Source organism: Klebsiella pneumoniae complex sp. WS1778, assembly GCF_049472055.1.
Lineage (GTDB): Bacteria > Pseudomonadota > Gammaproteobacteria > Enterobacterales > Enterobacteriaceae > Klebsiella > Klebsiella quasipneumoniae.
Genome location: NZ_JBKGTJ010000003.1, coordinates 490277 through 502654 on the forward strand (window position 1 = coordinate 490277; position 12378 = coordinate 502654).

The window sequence follows — 12378 nt, forward strand, 5'->3', positions numbered from 1 at the left end:
AGAACCTGATGCAGTACATACAACAACCGCAGGCGATTGAGGCGAAAAGCTTCGACATCATCAGCGAGATCATCGCCGAAACGCGACCGGACTACCGTTTCGCCAGCCCGCTGCACGAGGCGATTATCAAGCGGGTGATCCACACCACCGCTGACTTCGAGTGGCTGGATATTCTGTGGTTTTCTCCGGATGCCCTGATCGCTCTGAGCGAGGCGCTGAGCCGGCCCTGCACCCTGTATACCGATACCACCATGGCGCTGTCCGGGATCAACAAAACCCTGTTAGCCCGCTTTGGCGGCGAATGCCGCTGCTATATCAGCGACCCGCGGGTGGTGCGCGAGGCGCAAAGCCGGGGGATGACCCGCTCGATGGCGGCGGTGGATATTGCGGTGCAGGAGCCCGGGGAGAAAGTGTTTGTCTTTGGCAATGCGCCAACTGCGTTGTTTCGCCTGCTGGAACACCGCGAAACGGCTATCGGCGGCGTGGTGGGGGTGCCGGTCGGGTTCGTCGGCGCCGCGGAGTCGAAAGCGGCGCTCAGCGAGAGCGGCCTGCCGGCTATCGCTGCGCTCGGCCGCAAAGGGGGAAGCAACGTGGCGGCAGCAATTGTGAACGCCCTGCTGTACCACCTGCGGGAGGCGCGATGAGCGAGCAATCCTTCGACGCCCCGGTGTGGCACAACGGCAAAGCGCTGCGCAAAGGCTACACCACCGGCTCGTGCGCGACGGCGGCGGCTAAGGTGGCGGCGCTGATGGTGATGCGCCAGCACCTCATTCATCAGGTCTCCATTGTCACCCCTTCCGGCGTCACGCTGTGTCTTAACGTCGAGTCGCCGCACGTCGAAGGGCAGCAGGCGATCGCCGCCATCCGTAAAGACGGCGGCGACGACGTTGACGCCACCCACGGGATGCTGATTTTCGCCCGCGTGACGCTCGACGACTCCGGCGAGATAACCCTGCGCGGCGGCGAAGGTATCGGCACAGTCACCCGCAAAGGGATCGGCCTGCCCATCGGCAGCCCGGCGATTAACCGCACCCCGCGCCACACCATCGAGTCGGCGGTGCGCGAGGCGATTGGCCCGTCGCGCGGGGCGACGGTAGAGATTTTCGCCCCGGAGGGCGAGGTGCGGGCGCAAAAAACCTATAACGCGCGGCTGGGGATCCTCGGCGGGATTTCGATTATCGGCACCACCGGGATCGTCACCCCGATGTCGGAAGAGAGCTGGAAGCGCTCGCTCTCCCTCGAGCTGGAGATCAAACGCGCCGCCGGACTGGAGCGCGTGGTGCTGGTGCCGGGGAACCACGGCGAGCGCTTCGTACGTGAGCAGATGGGCATCGACTCGCAGGTGGTGGTCACCATGAGCAACTTCGTCGGCTACATGATTGAAGAGGCCGTGCGCCTCGGGTTCCGTCAGATCGTGCTGATTGGCCATCCCGGCAAGTTGATTAAAGTCGCCGCCGGGATCTTCCATACCCACAGCCATATCGCCGATGCGCGCATGGAAACGCTGGTCGCGCATCTGGCGCTGCAGGGGGCACCGCTGGCGCTGCTGCAGCTGGTGAGCGAATGCGATACCACCGAAGCGGCGATGGAGCACATCGACGCGTACGGTTTTCAGCCTATCTATAACCATCTTGCTGAACGCATCTGTCTGCGGGTGATGCAGATGCTGCGCTTTACCAAAGCGCCGCCCGTCTGCGACGCCATCATGTTCTCCTTTGATAACAAGGTTCTCGGCAGCAATCGGCCGATCGCCGAGATTGCGCGGGAGATGTCATGTTAACGGTGGTCGGCATGGGGCCGTCAGGCCTGCATCTGATGACGCCGGCGGCGCAAGATGCGGTCGCCAGCGCGGATGCGCTGGTAGGCGGTAAGCGGCATTTAGAGCAGTTCCCCGGATTTCGCGGCGAACGGTTTGCGCTGGGCGCCAATATTGCCGAACTGCTGGTCTGGCTCGGCGAACGCGCAGCGCAGAAGGTGGTGGTGCTGGCCTCAGGCGACCCGCTCTTTTACGGCATCGGCACGCGGCTGATCGCCCACTTTGGCATCGAGCGCGTGCGCATTATCCCCGGCATCAGCGCGGTGCAGTATCTCTGCGCGAAGGCCGGTATCGATATGAACGATATCTGGCTGACCAGCAGCCACGGACGGGACGTCTGTTTTGATGAGCTGGCGCGCCAGCGCAAGGTGGCGATGGTGACCGACGGGCGCTGCGGGCCGCGGGAAATCGCCGCCCAGCTGGCGGCGCGGGGTAAAGGGTATCGCTGGATGGTGATTGGCGAAAATCTGGCGATGGATAACGAGCGGATCCACTGGCTACCGGTCAGTGAGGTCGATGCCGAATTTGAGATGAACGCGGTGGTGATCCTCGATGAAAGATGAGCTTTTTCTGCGCGGCGAGAAGGTGCCGATGACCAAAGAGGCGGTTCGCGCGCTGGCGCTGGCCAAACTTGAGCTACACCGGGCAAGCCACTTGATTGATATCGGCGCCGGTACCGGCAGCGTGTCGATTGAGGCGGCGCTGCAGTATCCCTCTTTGCAGGTAACCTCCATCGAACGCAACCCCGCGGCTCTCCGGCTGCTGGACGAAAACCGCCAGCATTTCGCCTGCGGCAATATTGAGATCCTGCCCGGCGAAGCGCCGATGGTGATGACCGAACGCGCCGACGCCATTTTTATGGGCGGCAGCGGCGGCCGCCTCGACGAGCTCATTGACTGGTCGTGGCAGCAGCTCTATCCCGGTGGCCGTCTGGTGATGACTTTTATCCTGCAGGAGAACCTGAATGCGGCTCTCGACTATCTGCAGCAGCGGGGGATTACACAGATTGATTGCCTGCAGCTGAACGTCTCATCGCTGACCACGCTGGGCAGCGGCCACTACTTCAAACCCCATAATCCCGTTTTTGTCATCGCCTGTCAGAAGGAAGGAAACCATGGCTAAGACTTTTGATCCCCATTGCGTGTGGTTCGTCGGCGCCGGTCCTGGCGATTGCGAACTGATTACTCTCAAAGGCTACCGTCTGCTGCAGCAGGCGCAGGTGGTGATCTACGCCGGGTCGCTGATTAACACCGAGCTGCTGGCCTACTGTCCGCCACAGGCGGAGTGTCACGACAGCGCCGCGCTGCATCTGGAGCAGATCCTCGATCTGATGGAAGCGGGCGTGAAGGCGGGAAAAACGGTGGTGCGCCTGCAGACGGGGGACGTCTCGCTGTACGGCTCGGTGCGCGAGCAGGGCGAAGAGCTGACCCGCCGCGGGATCCGCTGGCAGGTGGTGCCGGGCGTCAGCGCCTTCCTCGGGGCGGCGGCGGAGCTGGGGGTGGAATATACGGTGCCCGAGGTATCGCAAAGTCTGATTATTACCCGTCTGGAAGGGCGCACGCCGGTTCCTGCGCGCGAACAGCTGGAGGCCTTTGCCAGCCACCAGACCTCGATGGCGATTTACCTGTCAGTGCAGCGTATTCACCGGGTGGCGGAGCGGCTGGTGGAGGGCGGCTACCCGGCGACCACCCCGGTCGCGGTGATCTATAAGGCCACCTGGCCGGAAAGCCAGACCGTCCGCGGAACCCTTGCGGACATCGGCGATAAGGTACGCGACGCCGGGATCCGCAAAACGGCGCTGATCCTCGTCGGTCCCTTCCTCGGCGATGAGTATCACTACTCCAAACTGTACGCAGCGGATTTTAGCCATGAATACCGTAAAGCCTGAATCCATTGCCCTGTTTTGCCTGACGCCCGGCGGCGTGCGGCTGGCAAAAAGGCTGGCGGCCATGCTGCCGCTCACCTGCTACACCAGCGAGGCGCTGCAGGAGGAGGGGTTTATCCCCTTTAACGGCGGCTTTGCCAGCGCTGCCCGCGAGGCGTTCAGCAGCTTTTCGGCGCTGATTTTTATCGGCGCCACCGGGATTGCCGTGCGGGTGCTGGCGCCGCTGGTGAATGACAAGCTCAGCGACCCGGCGGTGGTGGTGATTGATGAGCGCGCCCGGCACGTCATCAGCCTGATCTCCGGCCATGCCGGGGGGGCCAATGCCCTGACCCGCTATCTCGCCGGGATGCTCGGCGCCGACCCGGTGATCACCACCGCAACCGACGTCAACGAGTTGGCCGCCCTCGACACACTGGCTGTTGAGCTGAACGCCCGGATGACCGATTTTCGCGCGACGGTGAAAACCGTTAATCAGATGCTGGTGAGCGGTAAGCGGGTGGGACTGTGGTGCGACGCTGAATTTACCGAGGCGCTAAGCCGCTGCGACCAGCGCGGCTTTATTCCGGTGAGGAACCTTACGCGCTTGCCGTCGCTCGACGCGCTGATCTGCATCACCCTGCGCCGGTCGCTGCCGCCGCTGCCGATACCTCACTGGAAGCTGGTGCCCCAGCGGGTGGTGGCGGGGATCGGCTGCCGGCGCGACACCCCCTGCGCGCTGCTCAGTACGCTGCTGGAGCGCCAGCTTGCTGCCCAGCGCCTTGACCCACTGGCGTTGAAAGCGATCGGCAGCGTGAGCCTGAAGGCAAACGAGCCGGGGCTCCGCCAGCTGGCTCATCGCTGCCGGGTGCCGTTCGAAACCTTCAGCGCCGAGGCGCTGCGCGAGCACGAGCACCGCTTTCCGGCCTCGTCTTTTGTCCGGGAGATGGTCGGCGTCGGCAGCGTCTCCGGCCCGGTGGCCTGGCTGCTGAGTCAGGGAAACCTGTCCGGCGAAACCCTGCGCGAGCAGGGCGTCACTATTACTTTGGGAGTTTCACACTGATGTTAAGCGTAATCGGAATTGGCCCTGGCTCGCAGGCGATGATGACCATGGAAGCCGTGGAGGCCCTGCAGGCGGCGGAGATTGTGGTGGGCTACAAGACCTACACCCACCTGGTAAAAGCCTTTACCGGTGACAAGCAGGTGATCAAAACCGGCATGTGCAAAGAGATTGAACGCTGCCAGGCGGCCATCGAGCTGGCGCAGGCCGGGCACAACGTTGCGCTGATCAGCAGCGGCGACGCCGGCATCTACGGCATGGCGGGGTTGGTGCTGGAGCTGGTTAATAAGCAGCAGCTGGACATTGAGGTCCGCCTGATCCCGGGGATGACGGCCAGTATCGCCGCCGCCTCGCTGCTCGGAGCGCCGCTGATGCATGATTTCTGCCATATCAGCCTCAGCGATCTGCTGACGCCGTGGTCGGTGATTGAAAAACGCATTGTCGCCGCCGGGGAAGCGGACTTCGTTATCTGTTTTTACAACCCCCGCAGCCGCGGCCGCGAAGGGCATCTGGCGCGCGCCTTTGCGCTGCTGGCGGCCAGCAAAAGCGCGGATACGCCGGTTGGCGTGGTCAAATCCGCCGGGCGTAAAAAGCAGGAGAAATGGCTGACCACCCTCGGGGAGATGGATTTCGCCCCGGTGGATATGACCAGCCTGGTGATCGTCGGCAACAAAGCGACATACATCGATAAAGGTCTGATGATTACCCCGCGAGGCTACGCGCTGTGAACCACGGCGACGTGCTGGTTATCGGAGGCACCAGCGATGCGCGGGCGATCTGCCAGCAGCTGGACGCCGCCGGCGTGCGCTACACCCTGTCGGTGGCGACGCTCACCGGTCAGCAGCTGGCGGGGGATATTCGCGGCCAGGTGCGCTGCGGGCGCATGGAGTGGCAGCAGATGGCGGAGTGGCTGAAGGCGCAACGCACCCGCTGGGTAATCGACGCCTCTCACCCCTACGCCGAGGTGGTCAGCGAGAATATTGTACGCGCCTGCGCCAGCGTCGGAGTCTTGCTCAGCCGCTATCAAAGGCCGGAGCAGCTGAGCGATCTGCGCCATCCGCTTCTTCACGTCGTCGGCGATCTGAACGAGGCCTGCGCGGTAGCCCATCGCCTCGGCGAGCGGATCCTGCTGACCACCGGCAGCAAAGATCTGGCGGCCTGGCGGGCGGGGCTGGCGGATAAAACGCTGCTTGCCCGGGTGCTGCCGGTGCCGGAGGTAGTTCAGCACTGCAGCGAACTGGGATTTGGCGTGGGGGAGATCTTTGCCCTCTGCGGGCCGTTCAGCGCTGAATTTAACGCCGCCTTTTATCGCCAGTGCCGGGCCGACGTCGTGGTGACGAAAGCCTCTGGGGCGGAAGGGGGCTATCAGGAAAAAGTACAACCCTGTCTCGATGCGGGGATCCCCTGCATCGTCATTACCCGTCCGGCGCCGCTGGTGACGGGCGATGAATTACTGCAAAGCCAGGCCGATTTCGCTGCGCGGCTGACGCGCTGGCTGTCGGCGACTTGAGGAACAGGATATGAAAAAAGCACTTCTGGTGGTGAGCTTTGGCACCAGCTATCACGACACCCGCGAGAAGAACATCGCTGCCTGCGAGCGCGATCTGGCCGCCAGCTGCCCGGACCGCACGCTGTTTCGCGCCTTCACCTCGGGGATGATTATTCGCAAACTGCAGCAGCGCGACGGCATCCATATCGATACCCCGCTGCAGGCCCTGCAAAAGCTGGCCGAGCAGGGGTACCAGGATGTGGCGATCCAGTCCCTGCACATTATCAACGGCGACGAGTACGAGAAGATCGTTCGCGAAGTGCAGAGCATGCGCCCGCGCTTTCAGCGTCTGACGCTGGGCGCGCCGCTGTTGAGCGGTCATGGCGATTACGTGCAGCTAATGCAGGCCCTGCGCCAGCAGATGCCGCCGCTGGCGGCGACGGAACGAGTGGTATTTATGGGGCATGGCGCCAGCCACCACGCCTTCGCGGCCTACGCCTGTCTGGATCATATGATGGCGGTGCAGGGTTTTCCGGCGCGGGTGGGGGCGGTGGAAAGCTATCCCGAAGTGGACATCGTGATTAACGAACTCGCTCGCCAGGGCGTGACCGGCGTGCACCTGATGCCGCTGATGCTGGTGGCCGGCGATCACGCCATTAACGATATGGCCTCGGACGAAGAGGACTCCTGGAAAACGCTGTTCAATGCCGCCGGTATCACGGCAACGCCGTGGCTGAGCGGGTTAGGGGAAAATCCGGCGGTGCGGGCGATGTTCGTCGCCCATCTGCAGCAGGCGCTGAATAACGCGATGGAGAAAGCAGCATGAGCGGCAAACTGTACGCCCTGAGCACCGGGCCGGGGGCGGCCGATCTGATCACTGTGCGTGCGGCGCGGATCCTCGGCCAGCTGGATGTGCTGTATGCGCCAGCCGGTCGCAAAGGCGGCGACAGCCTGGCCCTCTCCATCATGCGCGAGTACCTTGGCGCACACACGGAGGTCCGCTGCTGCCATTTTCCGATGAGCGCCGACAGCGCGGAAAAAGAGGCGGTGTGGAACGATGTCGCCGCGGCGCTGGCCCAGGAAGTGGCGGAGGGCAGGCAGGTCGGATTTATCACCCTCGGCGATGCCATGCTGTTCAGCACCTGGGTCTTTCTGCTGCAGCGGATTGGCTGCCCGGACTGGCTGGAGATTGTCCCTGGCGTTACCTCCTTCGCCGCCATTGCTGCGCGGGCGAAAACCCCGCTGGCCATGGAGCAGCAGTCGCTGGCGGTGATCTCCTGCACCGCGCCGGAAGCGGACATTGCCGCGGCGCTGCGCCAGCATGACAGTCTGGTTCTGATGAAAGTCTACGGCCGCTTCGCCCGCATTAAGGCGCTGCTGGCGCAGGCGGGGCTGCTGGATGCGGCGCTGATGATGTCAGAGGCCACCCTGCCGGGTGAGCAGTGCTGGCGCAGCCTGCGCGAGGTCAGCGATGACCAGCCGCTGCCCTATTTCTCGACCATCCTGGTTAACAAACAGTGGGAGGAGGCGTAATGAATCAGGTGCAATCGCTGAAGCAGCTTTCGTATGGGGGGCTGGCGGCTGCTGTTCTGCTGATCATCGTCCCACAGGAGGCGTTCGCCATGCATATCATGGAGGGCTTTTTGCCGCCGATGTGGGCGCTGGCGTGGTGGCTGCTGTTTTTACCCTGCCTGTGGTACGGCCTGGTGCGCCTGCGGCGTATCGTCCAGGAAGAGAGCAATCAGAAGGTGCTGCTGGCTCTCTGCGGGGCGTTTATTTTTGTTCTTTCGGCGCTGAAGATCCCGTCGGTGACCGGCAGCTGCTCGCATCCCACCGGCGTTGGTCTGGCGGTGATCCTCTTCGGGCCGGGCGTAGTGGCGGTGCTGGGGGCGATCGTTCTGCTGTTCCAGGCGCTGCTGCTGGCGCATGGCGGCCTGACCACCCTTGGCGCCAACGGGATGTCGATGGCGGTGATCGGTCCGATGGTCGGCTATCTGGTGTGGAAGCTGGCCTGTCGGGCGGGGATCCGTCGCGATGTCGGGGTCTTTCTCTGCGCCATGCTGGCGGATCTGATGACCTACTTTGTCACCTCCGTCCAGCTCGGGGTGGCCTTTCCCGATCCGGCAACCGGAGCAGGTGGATCGATCGCCAAGTTTATGGGCATCTTCTGCCTGACGCAAATCCCGATCGCCATCGCGGAAGGGTTGCTCACCGTGATGATCTACGATCAGCTAACCAAACGGCGACTGATCGCCGCGGAGGGACATTAATATGAAAAAGACCCTGATCCTGTTGGCGATGGTGGTCGCCCTGATGATCCTGCCATTTTTTATTAACCACGGCGGCGAGTTTGGCGGCTCGGACGGCGAAGCGGAGAGCCAGATCCAGGCGGTGGCGCCGGATTATCAACCCTGGTTCCAGCCGCTATATGAACCGGCGAGCGGCGAGATTGAGAGCCTGCTGTTTACCCTGCAGGGCTCGCTGGGCGCGGCGGTGATTTTTTACATTCTCGGATATGCGAGGGGCAGACAGCGCCGTGATGACCGGGTTTGACCGACTCAGCTACCAGAGCCGCTGGCTGCAGGTGGCGCCAGAGCGGAAGTTTCTGCTCTGGCTGCTGCTGATGGCGCTGGCCTTTACGCTTCCGGCATGGGGCCAGGCGCTGACGCTGGCGCTAACCGCCGCGCTGACCTGCTGGCTGCTACGGGTCTCATTCAAGCGCTGGTGCCGCTGGATGGCGCTGCCCTTTGGCTTTTTGCTGGTCGGCGTGCTGACCATTCTGTTCAGCGTCAGCCGCGACCCGCAGATGCTGTTAGCGAGCTTTCGGCTGGGCGCTTTCTCGATAGGGATTTCCGCCCAGGGGCTGGCCGTGGCCGGGGAGACTTTCTGGCGCAGCCTGGCGGCGATGGCGGCGACGCTCTGGCTGGTGCTCAATCTGCCTTTCCCGCAGTTGATTATTTTACTCAAGCGCGGTCGTGTACCGCGACTGCTGACGGAGCAGATCCTGCTGACCTGGCGCTTCATTTTTATTCTGTTGGACGAGGCGATGGCGATTCACCGCGCGCAAACCCTGCGTTTTGGCTATGGTAGCGTGCCGCAGGGCTATCGCTCGCTGGCGATGCTGGTGGGACTGCTGTTCACCCGCGTCCTCCTGCGCTATCAACAGATGAGCACGGCGCTGGATATCAAATTGTACCAGGGTGATTTTCACCTTTAAGGATAAGTATGCTTGCCACAACCGATCTCTGGTTTCGCTATCAGGATGAGCCGGTGCTTAAAGGGCTGACGCTGGATTTTTCCCGCCATGCGGTGACCGGCCTGGTGGGGGCCAACGGCTGCGGAAAGTCGACGCTGTTTATGAACCTGAGCGGCCTGCTGCGCCCGCAGAGCGGGGCGGTGCTATGGCAGGGAAAACCGCTGGACTACAGCAAGCGCGGCCTGCTGGCGCTGCGCCAGCAGGTGGCGACGGTGTTTCAGGATCCGGACCAGCAAATCTTCTATACCGATATCGATAGCGATATCGCTTTTAGTCTGCGTAACCTCGGGGTGGCGGAAGAGGAGATCGCCCGCCGGGTGGACGAGGCGCTGACCCTCGTCGATGCCCAGGGATTTCGCCAGCAGCCGATCCAGTGCCTCAGTCATGGGCAGAAAAAACGGGTGGCGATCGCCGGGGCGCTGGTGCTGCAGGCGCGCTACCTGCTGCTTGACGAGCCCACCGCGGGCCTCGATCCCCGCGGGCGCGCGCAGATGATCGACATCATCAAGCGCATTGCCGATCGCGGCAACCACGTGGCGATCTCCAGCCACGATATCGATCTGATCTATGAGGTGAGCGACGCCGTTTACGTTCTGCGGCACGGCGAAGTGCTGGCCGAAGGGGAACCCGGCGAGGTGTTTGCTTGCGCGGAGACCATGGCCCGGGCGGGATTGACCCAGCCGTGGCTGGTGAAACTTCATAGCGAACTGGGGCTGCCGCTGTGTAAAACCGAAGCGGAGTTTTTTCAGCGGATGCGCAACGATGCGATAGGCGCGATTAAGGAGGCGTCATGACGCTGGCGATTATGTTACAGGGCACCGCTTCCGACGTCGGGAAAAGCGTGCTGGTGGCGGGACTGTGCCGCATTTTTTATCAGGATGGACTGCGCACCGCGCCGTTTAAATCACAGAATATGGCGCTGAACTCCGGCATTACGCCGGATGGCAAAGAGATGGGCCGGGCGCAGATTTTCCAGGCCGAAGCAGCCGGGATCGCCCCGGATGTCCGCATGAATCCGATTTTGCTCAAGCCCACCAGCGACCGTCAGGCGCAGGTGGTGCTGATGGGGGAGGTGGCGACCAGCATGGACGCGGTGAGCTATCACCAGTACAAGCCACGCCTGCGCGAGCAGATCCTCGCGGTCTACCAGAGCCTGGCCGGGGAGTATGAGGCGCTGGTGCTGGAAGGGGCCGGCAGCCCAGCGGAAATTAACCTGCGCGACCGCGATATCGTCAATATGGGCATGGCCGAAATGGCGCAGTGCCCGGTGATCCTGGTGGCCGACATCGACCGCGGCGGGGTATTTGCCGCGATTTACGGCACGCTGGCGCTGCTGCAGCCCGAGGAGCGAGCGCGGGTGAAAGGCGTGATTATCAATAAATTCCGCGGCGATGTGGCGCTCCTGCGCTCGGGGATCGAGCAGATCGAGGCGTTGACCGGCGTGCCGGTGCTGGGCGTTATGCCGTGGCTTGAAGTTGACCTTGAGGATGAGGACGGCGTCGCGCTGCAGGCCGGGAAATACCACCGCACCGACCGGCGCGATATCGACATCGCCGTCGTTCACCTGCCGCATATCGCCAATTTTACCGACTTTAACGCCCTGGCGGCGCAGCCTGACGTCCGGGTGCGCTATGTCCGCGACCCGCAGGCGCTGGCCGACGTCGACCTGGTCATTCTCCCGGGCAGTAAAAATACCCTCGGCGATCTGTGCTGGCTGCGTGAAAGCGGCATGGCGCACGCGGTCGAGCAGGCCCGGCAGCGCAAGGTGCCGTTGCTGGGGATCTGCGGCGGCTATCAGATGCTCGGCGATACCATTATCGATGAGGTGGAGTCTGGCCTTGGCACCCAGCCCGGACTGGGGGTGCTGAAGACCGTGACCCACTTCGCCCAGCGCAAAACCACCACTCAGGTGCAGGCGACCCTGGAGGCTAACCTCCCGGACTGGTTAGCCGACGCGGCGGGGCTGCGGGTCAGTGGCTACGAAATTCATATGGGCGAGACGCGCCGTGAGGCAGGCTGCGCGCCGCTGCTGCAGCTGCATAAAGCGGGACAGTCAGTGGCAGACGGCGCGGTCAGCGACGACGGCCTGGCGTTTGGCACCTATCTGCACGGCCTGTTCGACAACGATGCCTTTACCCGGGCGCTGCTCAACGGCCTGCGTCAGCGCAAAGGGCTGGCGCCGCTGGACAGCGCCCTTGAGTATGCCCGCTATAAAACCCGCCAGTTTGACCTGCTGGCCGATGCCATGCGCGAACATATCGCCATCGATAAAATTTACGCCATCATGCGCCAACATCAGGAGCCCCTATGCTGACTTTGGTTACCGGCGGCGCGCGCAGCGGCAAAAGCCGCCATGCCGAGGCGCTGATTGCCGATGCGCCGCAGGTTTTATATATCGCCACCTCGCAAATATTTGACGACGAGATGGCCGCAAGGATCCAGCATCATCGCGACGGCAGGCCCGCCCACTGGCGCACCGCCGAGCGCTGGCAGCAGCTTGATGAACTGATCACCCCGGATACCGCCCCAGAGGAGGCGATTTTGCTGGAATGCATTACCACCATGGTCACCAACCTGCTGTTCGCGCTCGGCGGCGACAGCGACCCCGACGGCTGGGATTACGCCGCCATGGAGCGGGCTATTGATGACGAAATTGGCGTGCTGATTGCCGCCTGTCAGCGCTGCCCGGCGCACGTCGTGCTGGTGACCAACGAGGTGGGGATGGGCATTGTGCCGGAGAACCGCCTGGCGCGGCATTTTCGCGATATCGCCGGGCGGGTCAATCAGCGCCTGGCGGCCGCGGCGGATGCGGTCTGGCTGGTGGTCTCCGGCATCGGCGTCAAAATCAAATAACTCAATCGCTGGCCGACCGGGCCAGCCCTGGCAGGGATTCTGT

16 protein-coding genes are annotated in these 12378 nt (G+C 63.1%); all 16 read left to right on the forward strand.

Annotation, left to right across the window (positions count from 1 at the left end):
* The first annotated feature begins 8 nt into the window (after positions 1-8).
* Genes ACLEXF_RS16950 through cobU form a run of 16 tightly spaced genes read left to right on the forward strand, consistent with a single transcriptional unit; the run spans position 9 to position 12335 of the window.
* Positions 9-644, forward strand: coding sequence for a cobalt-precorrin-8 methylmutase (locus ACLEXF_RS16950; protein WP_069602797.1), 636 nt, complete (start codon positions 9-11; stop codon positions 642-644).
* Positions 641-1780, forward strand: a complete 1140-nt coding sequence (gene cbiD / locus ACLEXF_RS16955; protein WP_080841389.1) for a cobalt-precorrin-5B (C(1))-methyltransferase CbiD — start codon at positions 641-643, stop codon at positions 1778-1780. Before ACLEXF_RS16950 ends, cbiD begins: the two co-directional genes overlap by 4 nt.
* Entirely contained in the window at positions 1774-2379 is a 606-nt protein-coding gene (locus tag ACLEXF_RS16960; RefSeq protein WP_109938188.1) for a cobalt-precorrin-7 (C(5))-methyltransferase, read from the forward strand. Before cbiD ends, ACLEXF_RS16960 begins: the two co-directional genes overlap by 7 nt.
* On the forward strand, positions 2369-2938 hold the full coding sequence (locus ACLEXF_RS16965) for a decarboxylating cobalt-precorrin-6B (C(15))-methyltransferase (RefSeq protein WP_080838210.1): 570 nt from the start codon (positions 2369-2371) through the stop codon (positions 2936-2938). Before ACLEXF_RS16960 ends, ACLEXF_RS16965 begins: the two co-directional genes overlap by 11 nt.
* Entirely contained in the window at positions 2931-3704 is a 774-nt protein-coding gene (locus ACLEXF_RS16970) for a cobalt-precorrin-4 methyltransferase (RefSeq protein ID WP_053810000.1), read from the forward strand. The genes ACLEXF_RS16965 and ACLEXF_RS16970 overlap by 8 nt, the downstream gene beginning before the upstream one ends.
* Positions 3685-4740 carry a cobalt-precorrin 5A hydrolase gene (gene cbiG / locus ACLEXF_RS16975; protein ID WP_148390263.1) on the forward strand — a complete coding sequence of 352 codons (1056 nt, stop codon included), beginning with the start codon at positions 3685-3687 and terminating at the stop codon, positions 4738-4740. The genes ACLEXF_RS16970 and cbiG overlap by 20 nt, the downstream gene beginning before the upstream one ends.
* A complete protein-coding gene (locus ACLEXF_RS16980) occupies positions 4740-5465 on the forward strand; it encodes a precorrin-3B C(17)-methyltransferase (RefSeq protein WP_205426325.1) in 726 nt (241 codons plus the stop codon). The genes cbiG and ACLEXF_RS16980 overlap by 1 nt, the downstream gene beginning before the upstream one ends.
* Positions 5462-6247 (forward strand): cobalt-precorrin-6A reductase, encoded by a 786-nt coding sequence (locus tag ACLEXF_RS16985; RefSeq protein WP_205426324.1) that lies wholly within the window; start codon positions 5462-5464, stop codon positions 6245-6247. Before ACLEXF_RS16980 ends, ACLEXF_RS16985 begins: the two co-directional genes overlap by 4 nt.
* 10 nt (positions 6248-6257) lie before the next feature.
* Complete coding sequence (cbiK, locus tag ACLEXF_RS16990; RefSeq protein ID WP_017899205.1) at positions 6258-7052, forward strand: sirohydrochlorin cobaltochelatase; 795 nt, start codon at positions 6258-6260, stop codon at positions 7050-7052.
* A complete protein-coding gene (locus ACLEXF_RS16995) occupies positions 7049-7759 on the forward strand; it encodes a cobalt-factor II C(20)-methyltransferase (protein ID WP_423265793.1) in 711 nt (236 codons plus the stop codon). Before cbiK ends, ACLEXF_RS16995 begins: the two co-directional genes overlap by 4 nt.
* On the forward strand, positions 7759-8496 hold the full coding sequence (cbiM, locus tag ACLEXF_RS17000) for a cobalt ECF transporter S component CbiM (RefSeq protein ID WP_004205506.1): 738 nt from the start codon (positions 7759-7761) through the stop codon (positions 8494-8496). The genes ACLEXF_RS16995 and cbiM overlap by 1 nt, the downstream gene beginning before the upstream one ends.
* Before the next feature lies 1 nt (position 8497).
* A complete protein-coding gene (locus tag ACLEXF_RS17005) occupies positions 8498-8779 on the forward strand; it encodes an energy-coupling factor ABC transporter substrate-binding protein (RefSeq protein WP_004205507.1) in 282 nt (93 codons plus the stop codon).
* The gene (locus ACLEXF_RS17010) at positions 8766-9443 is read left to right on the forward strand and encodes an energy-coupling factor ABC transporter transmembrane protein (protein WP_049092081.1); all 678 of its coding nucleotides are present in this window, start codon (positions 8766-8768) and stop codon (positions 9441-9443) included. Before ACLEXF_RS17005 ends, ACLEXF_RS17010 begins: the two co-directional genes overlap by 14 nt.
* Positions 9444-9451: 8 nt before the next feature.
* Positions 9452-10276, forward strand: coding sequence for an energy-coupling factor ABC transporter ATP-binding protein (locus ACLEXF_RS17015; protein ID WP_023319040.1), 825 nt, complete (start codon positions 9452-9454; stop codon positions 10274-10276).
* Positions 10273-11796, forward strand: coding sequence for a cobyric acid synthase (locus tag ACLEXF_RS17020; RefSeq protein ID WP_065802653.1), 1524 nt, complete (start codon positions 10273-10275; stop codon positions 11794-11796). Before ACLEXF_RS17015 ends, ACLEXF_RS17020 begins: the two co-directional genes overlap by 4 nt.
* Positions 11790-12335 (forward strand): bifunctional adenosylcobinamide kinase/adenosylcobinamide-phosphate guanylyltransferase, encoded by a 546-nt coding sequence (cobU, locus tag ACLEXF_RS17025; protein WP_043520796.1) that lies wholly within the window; start codon positions 11790-11792, stop codon positions 12333-12335. The genes ACLEXF_RS17020 and cobU overlap by 7 nt, the downstream gene beginning before the upstream one ends.
* The last annotated feature ends 43 nt before the right edge of the window (positions 12336-12378 follow it).

What these genes read in the sequence shown, in the direction of transcription:
- ACLEXF_RS16950 (WP_069602797.1), top strand. Translation starts at nt 9, where the DNA reads ATGCAGTACATACAACAACCGCAGGCGATTGAGGCGAAAAGCTTCGAC.
- cbiD (WP_080841389.1), top strand. Translation starts at nt 641, where the DNA reads ATGAGCGAGCAATCCTTCGACGCCCCGGTGTGGCACAACGGCAAAGCG.
- ACLEXF_RS16960 (WP_109938188.1), top strand. Translation starts at nt 1,774, where the DNA reads ATGTTAACGGTGGTCGGCATGGGGCCGTCAGGCCTGCATCTGATGACG.
- ACLEXF_RS16965 (WP_080838210.1), top strand. Translation starts at nt 2,369, where the DNA reads ATGAAAGATGAGCTTTTTCTGCGCGGCGAGAAGGTGCCGATGACCAAA.
- ACLEXF_RS16970 (WP_053810000.1), top strand. Translation starts at nt 2,931, where the DNA reads ATGGCTAAGACTTTTGATCCCCATTGCGTGTGGTTCGTCGGCGCCGGT.
- cbiG (WP_148390263.1), top strand. Translation starts at nt 3,685, where the DNA reads ATGAATACCGTAAAGCCTGAATCCATTGCCCTGTTTTGCCTGACGCCC.
- ACLEXF_RS16980 (WP_205426325.1), top strand. Translation starts at nt 4,740, where the DNA reads ATGTTAAGCGTAATCGGAATTGGCCCTGGCTCGCAGGCGATGATGACC.
- cbiK (WP_017899205.1), top strand. Translation starts at nt 6,258, where the DNA reads ATGAAAAAAGCACTTCTGGTGGTGAGCTTTGGCACCAGCTATCACGAC.
- ACLEXF_RS16995 (WP_423265793.1), top strand. Translation starts at nt 7,049, where the DNA reads ATGAGCGGCAAACTGTACGCCCTGAGCACCGGGCCGGGGGCGGCCGAT.
- cbiM (WP_004205506.1), top strand. Translation starts at nt 7,759, where the DNA reads ATGAATCAGGTGCAATCGCTGAAGCAGCTTTCGTATGGGGGGCTGGCG.
- ACLEXF_RS17005 (WP_004205507.1), top strand. Translation starts at nt 8,498, where the DNA reads ATGAAAAAGACCCTGATCCTGTTGGCGATGGTGGTCGCCCTGATGATC.
- ACLEXF_RS17010 (WP_049092081.1), top strand. Translation starts at nt 8,766, where the DNA reads ATGACCGGGTTTGACCGACTCAGCTACCAGAGCCGCTGGCTGCAGGTG.
- ACLEXF_RS17015 (WP_023319040.1), top strand. Translation starts at nt 9,452, where the DNA reads ATGCTTGCCACAACCGATCTCTGGTTTCGCTATCAGGATGAGCCGGTG.
- ACLEXF_RS17020 (WP_065802653.1), top strand. Translation starts at nt 10,273, where the DNA reads ATGACGCTGGCGATTATGTTACAGGGCACCGCTTCCGACGTCGGGAAA.
- cobU (WP_043520796.1), top strand. Translation starts at nt 11,790, where the DNA reads ATGCTGACTTTGGTTACCGGCGGCGCGCGCAGCGGCAAAAGCCGCCAT.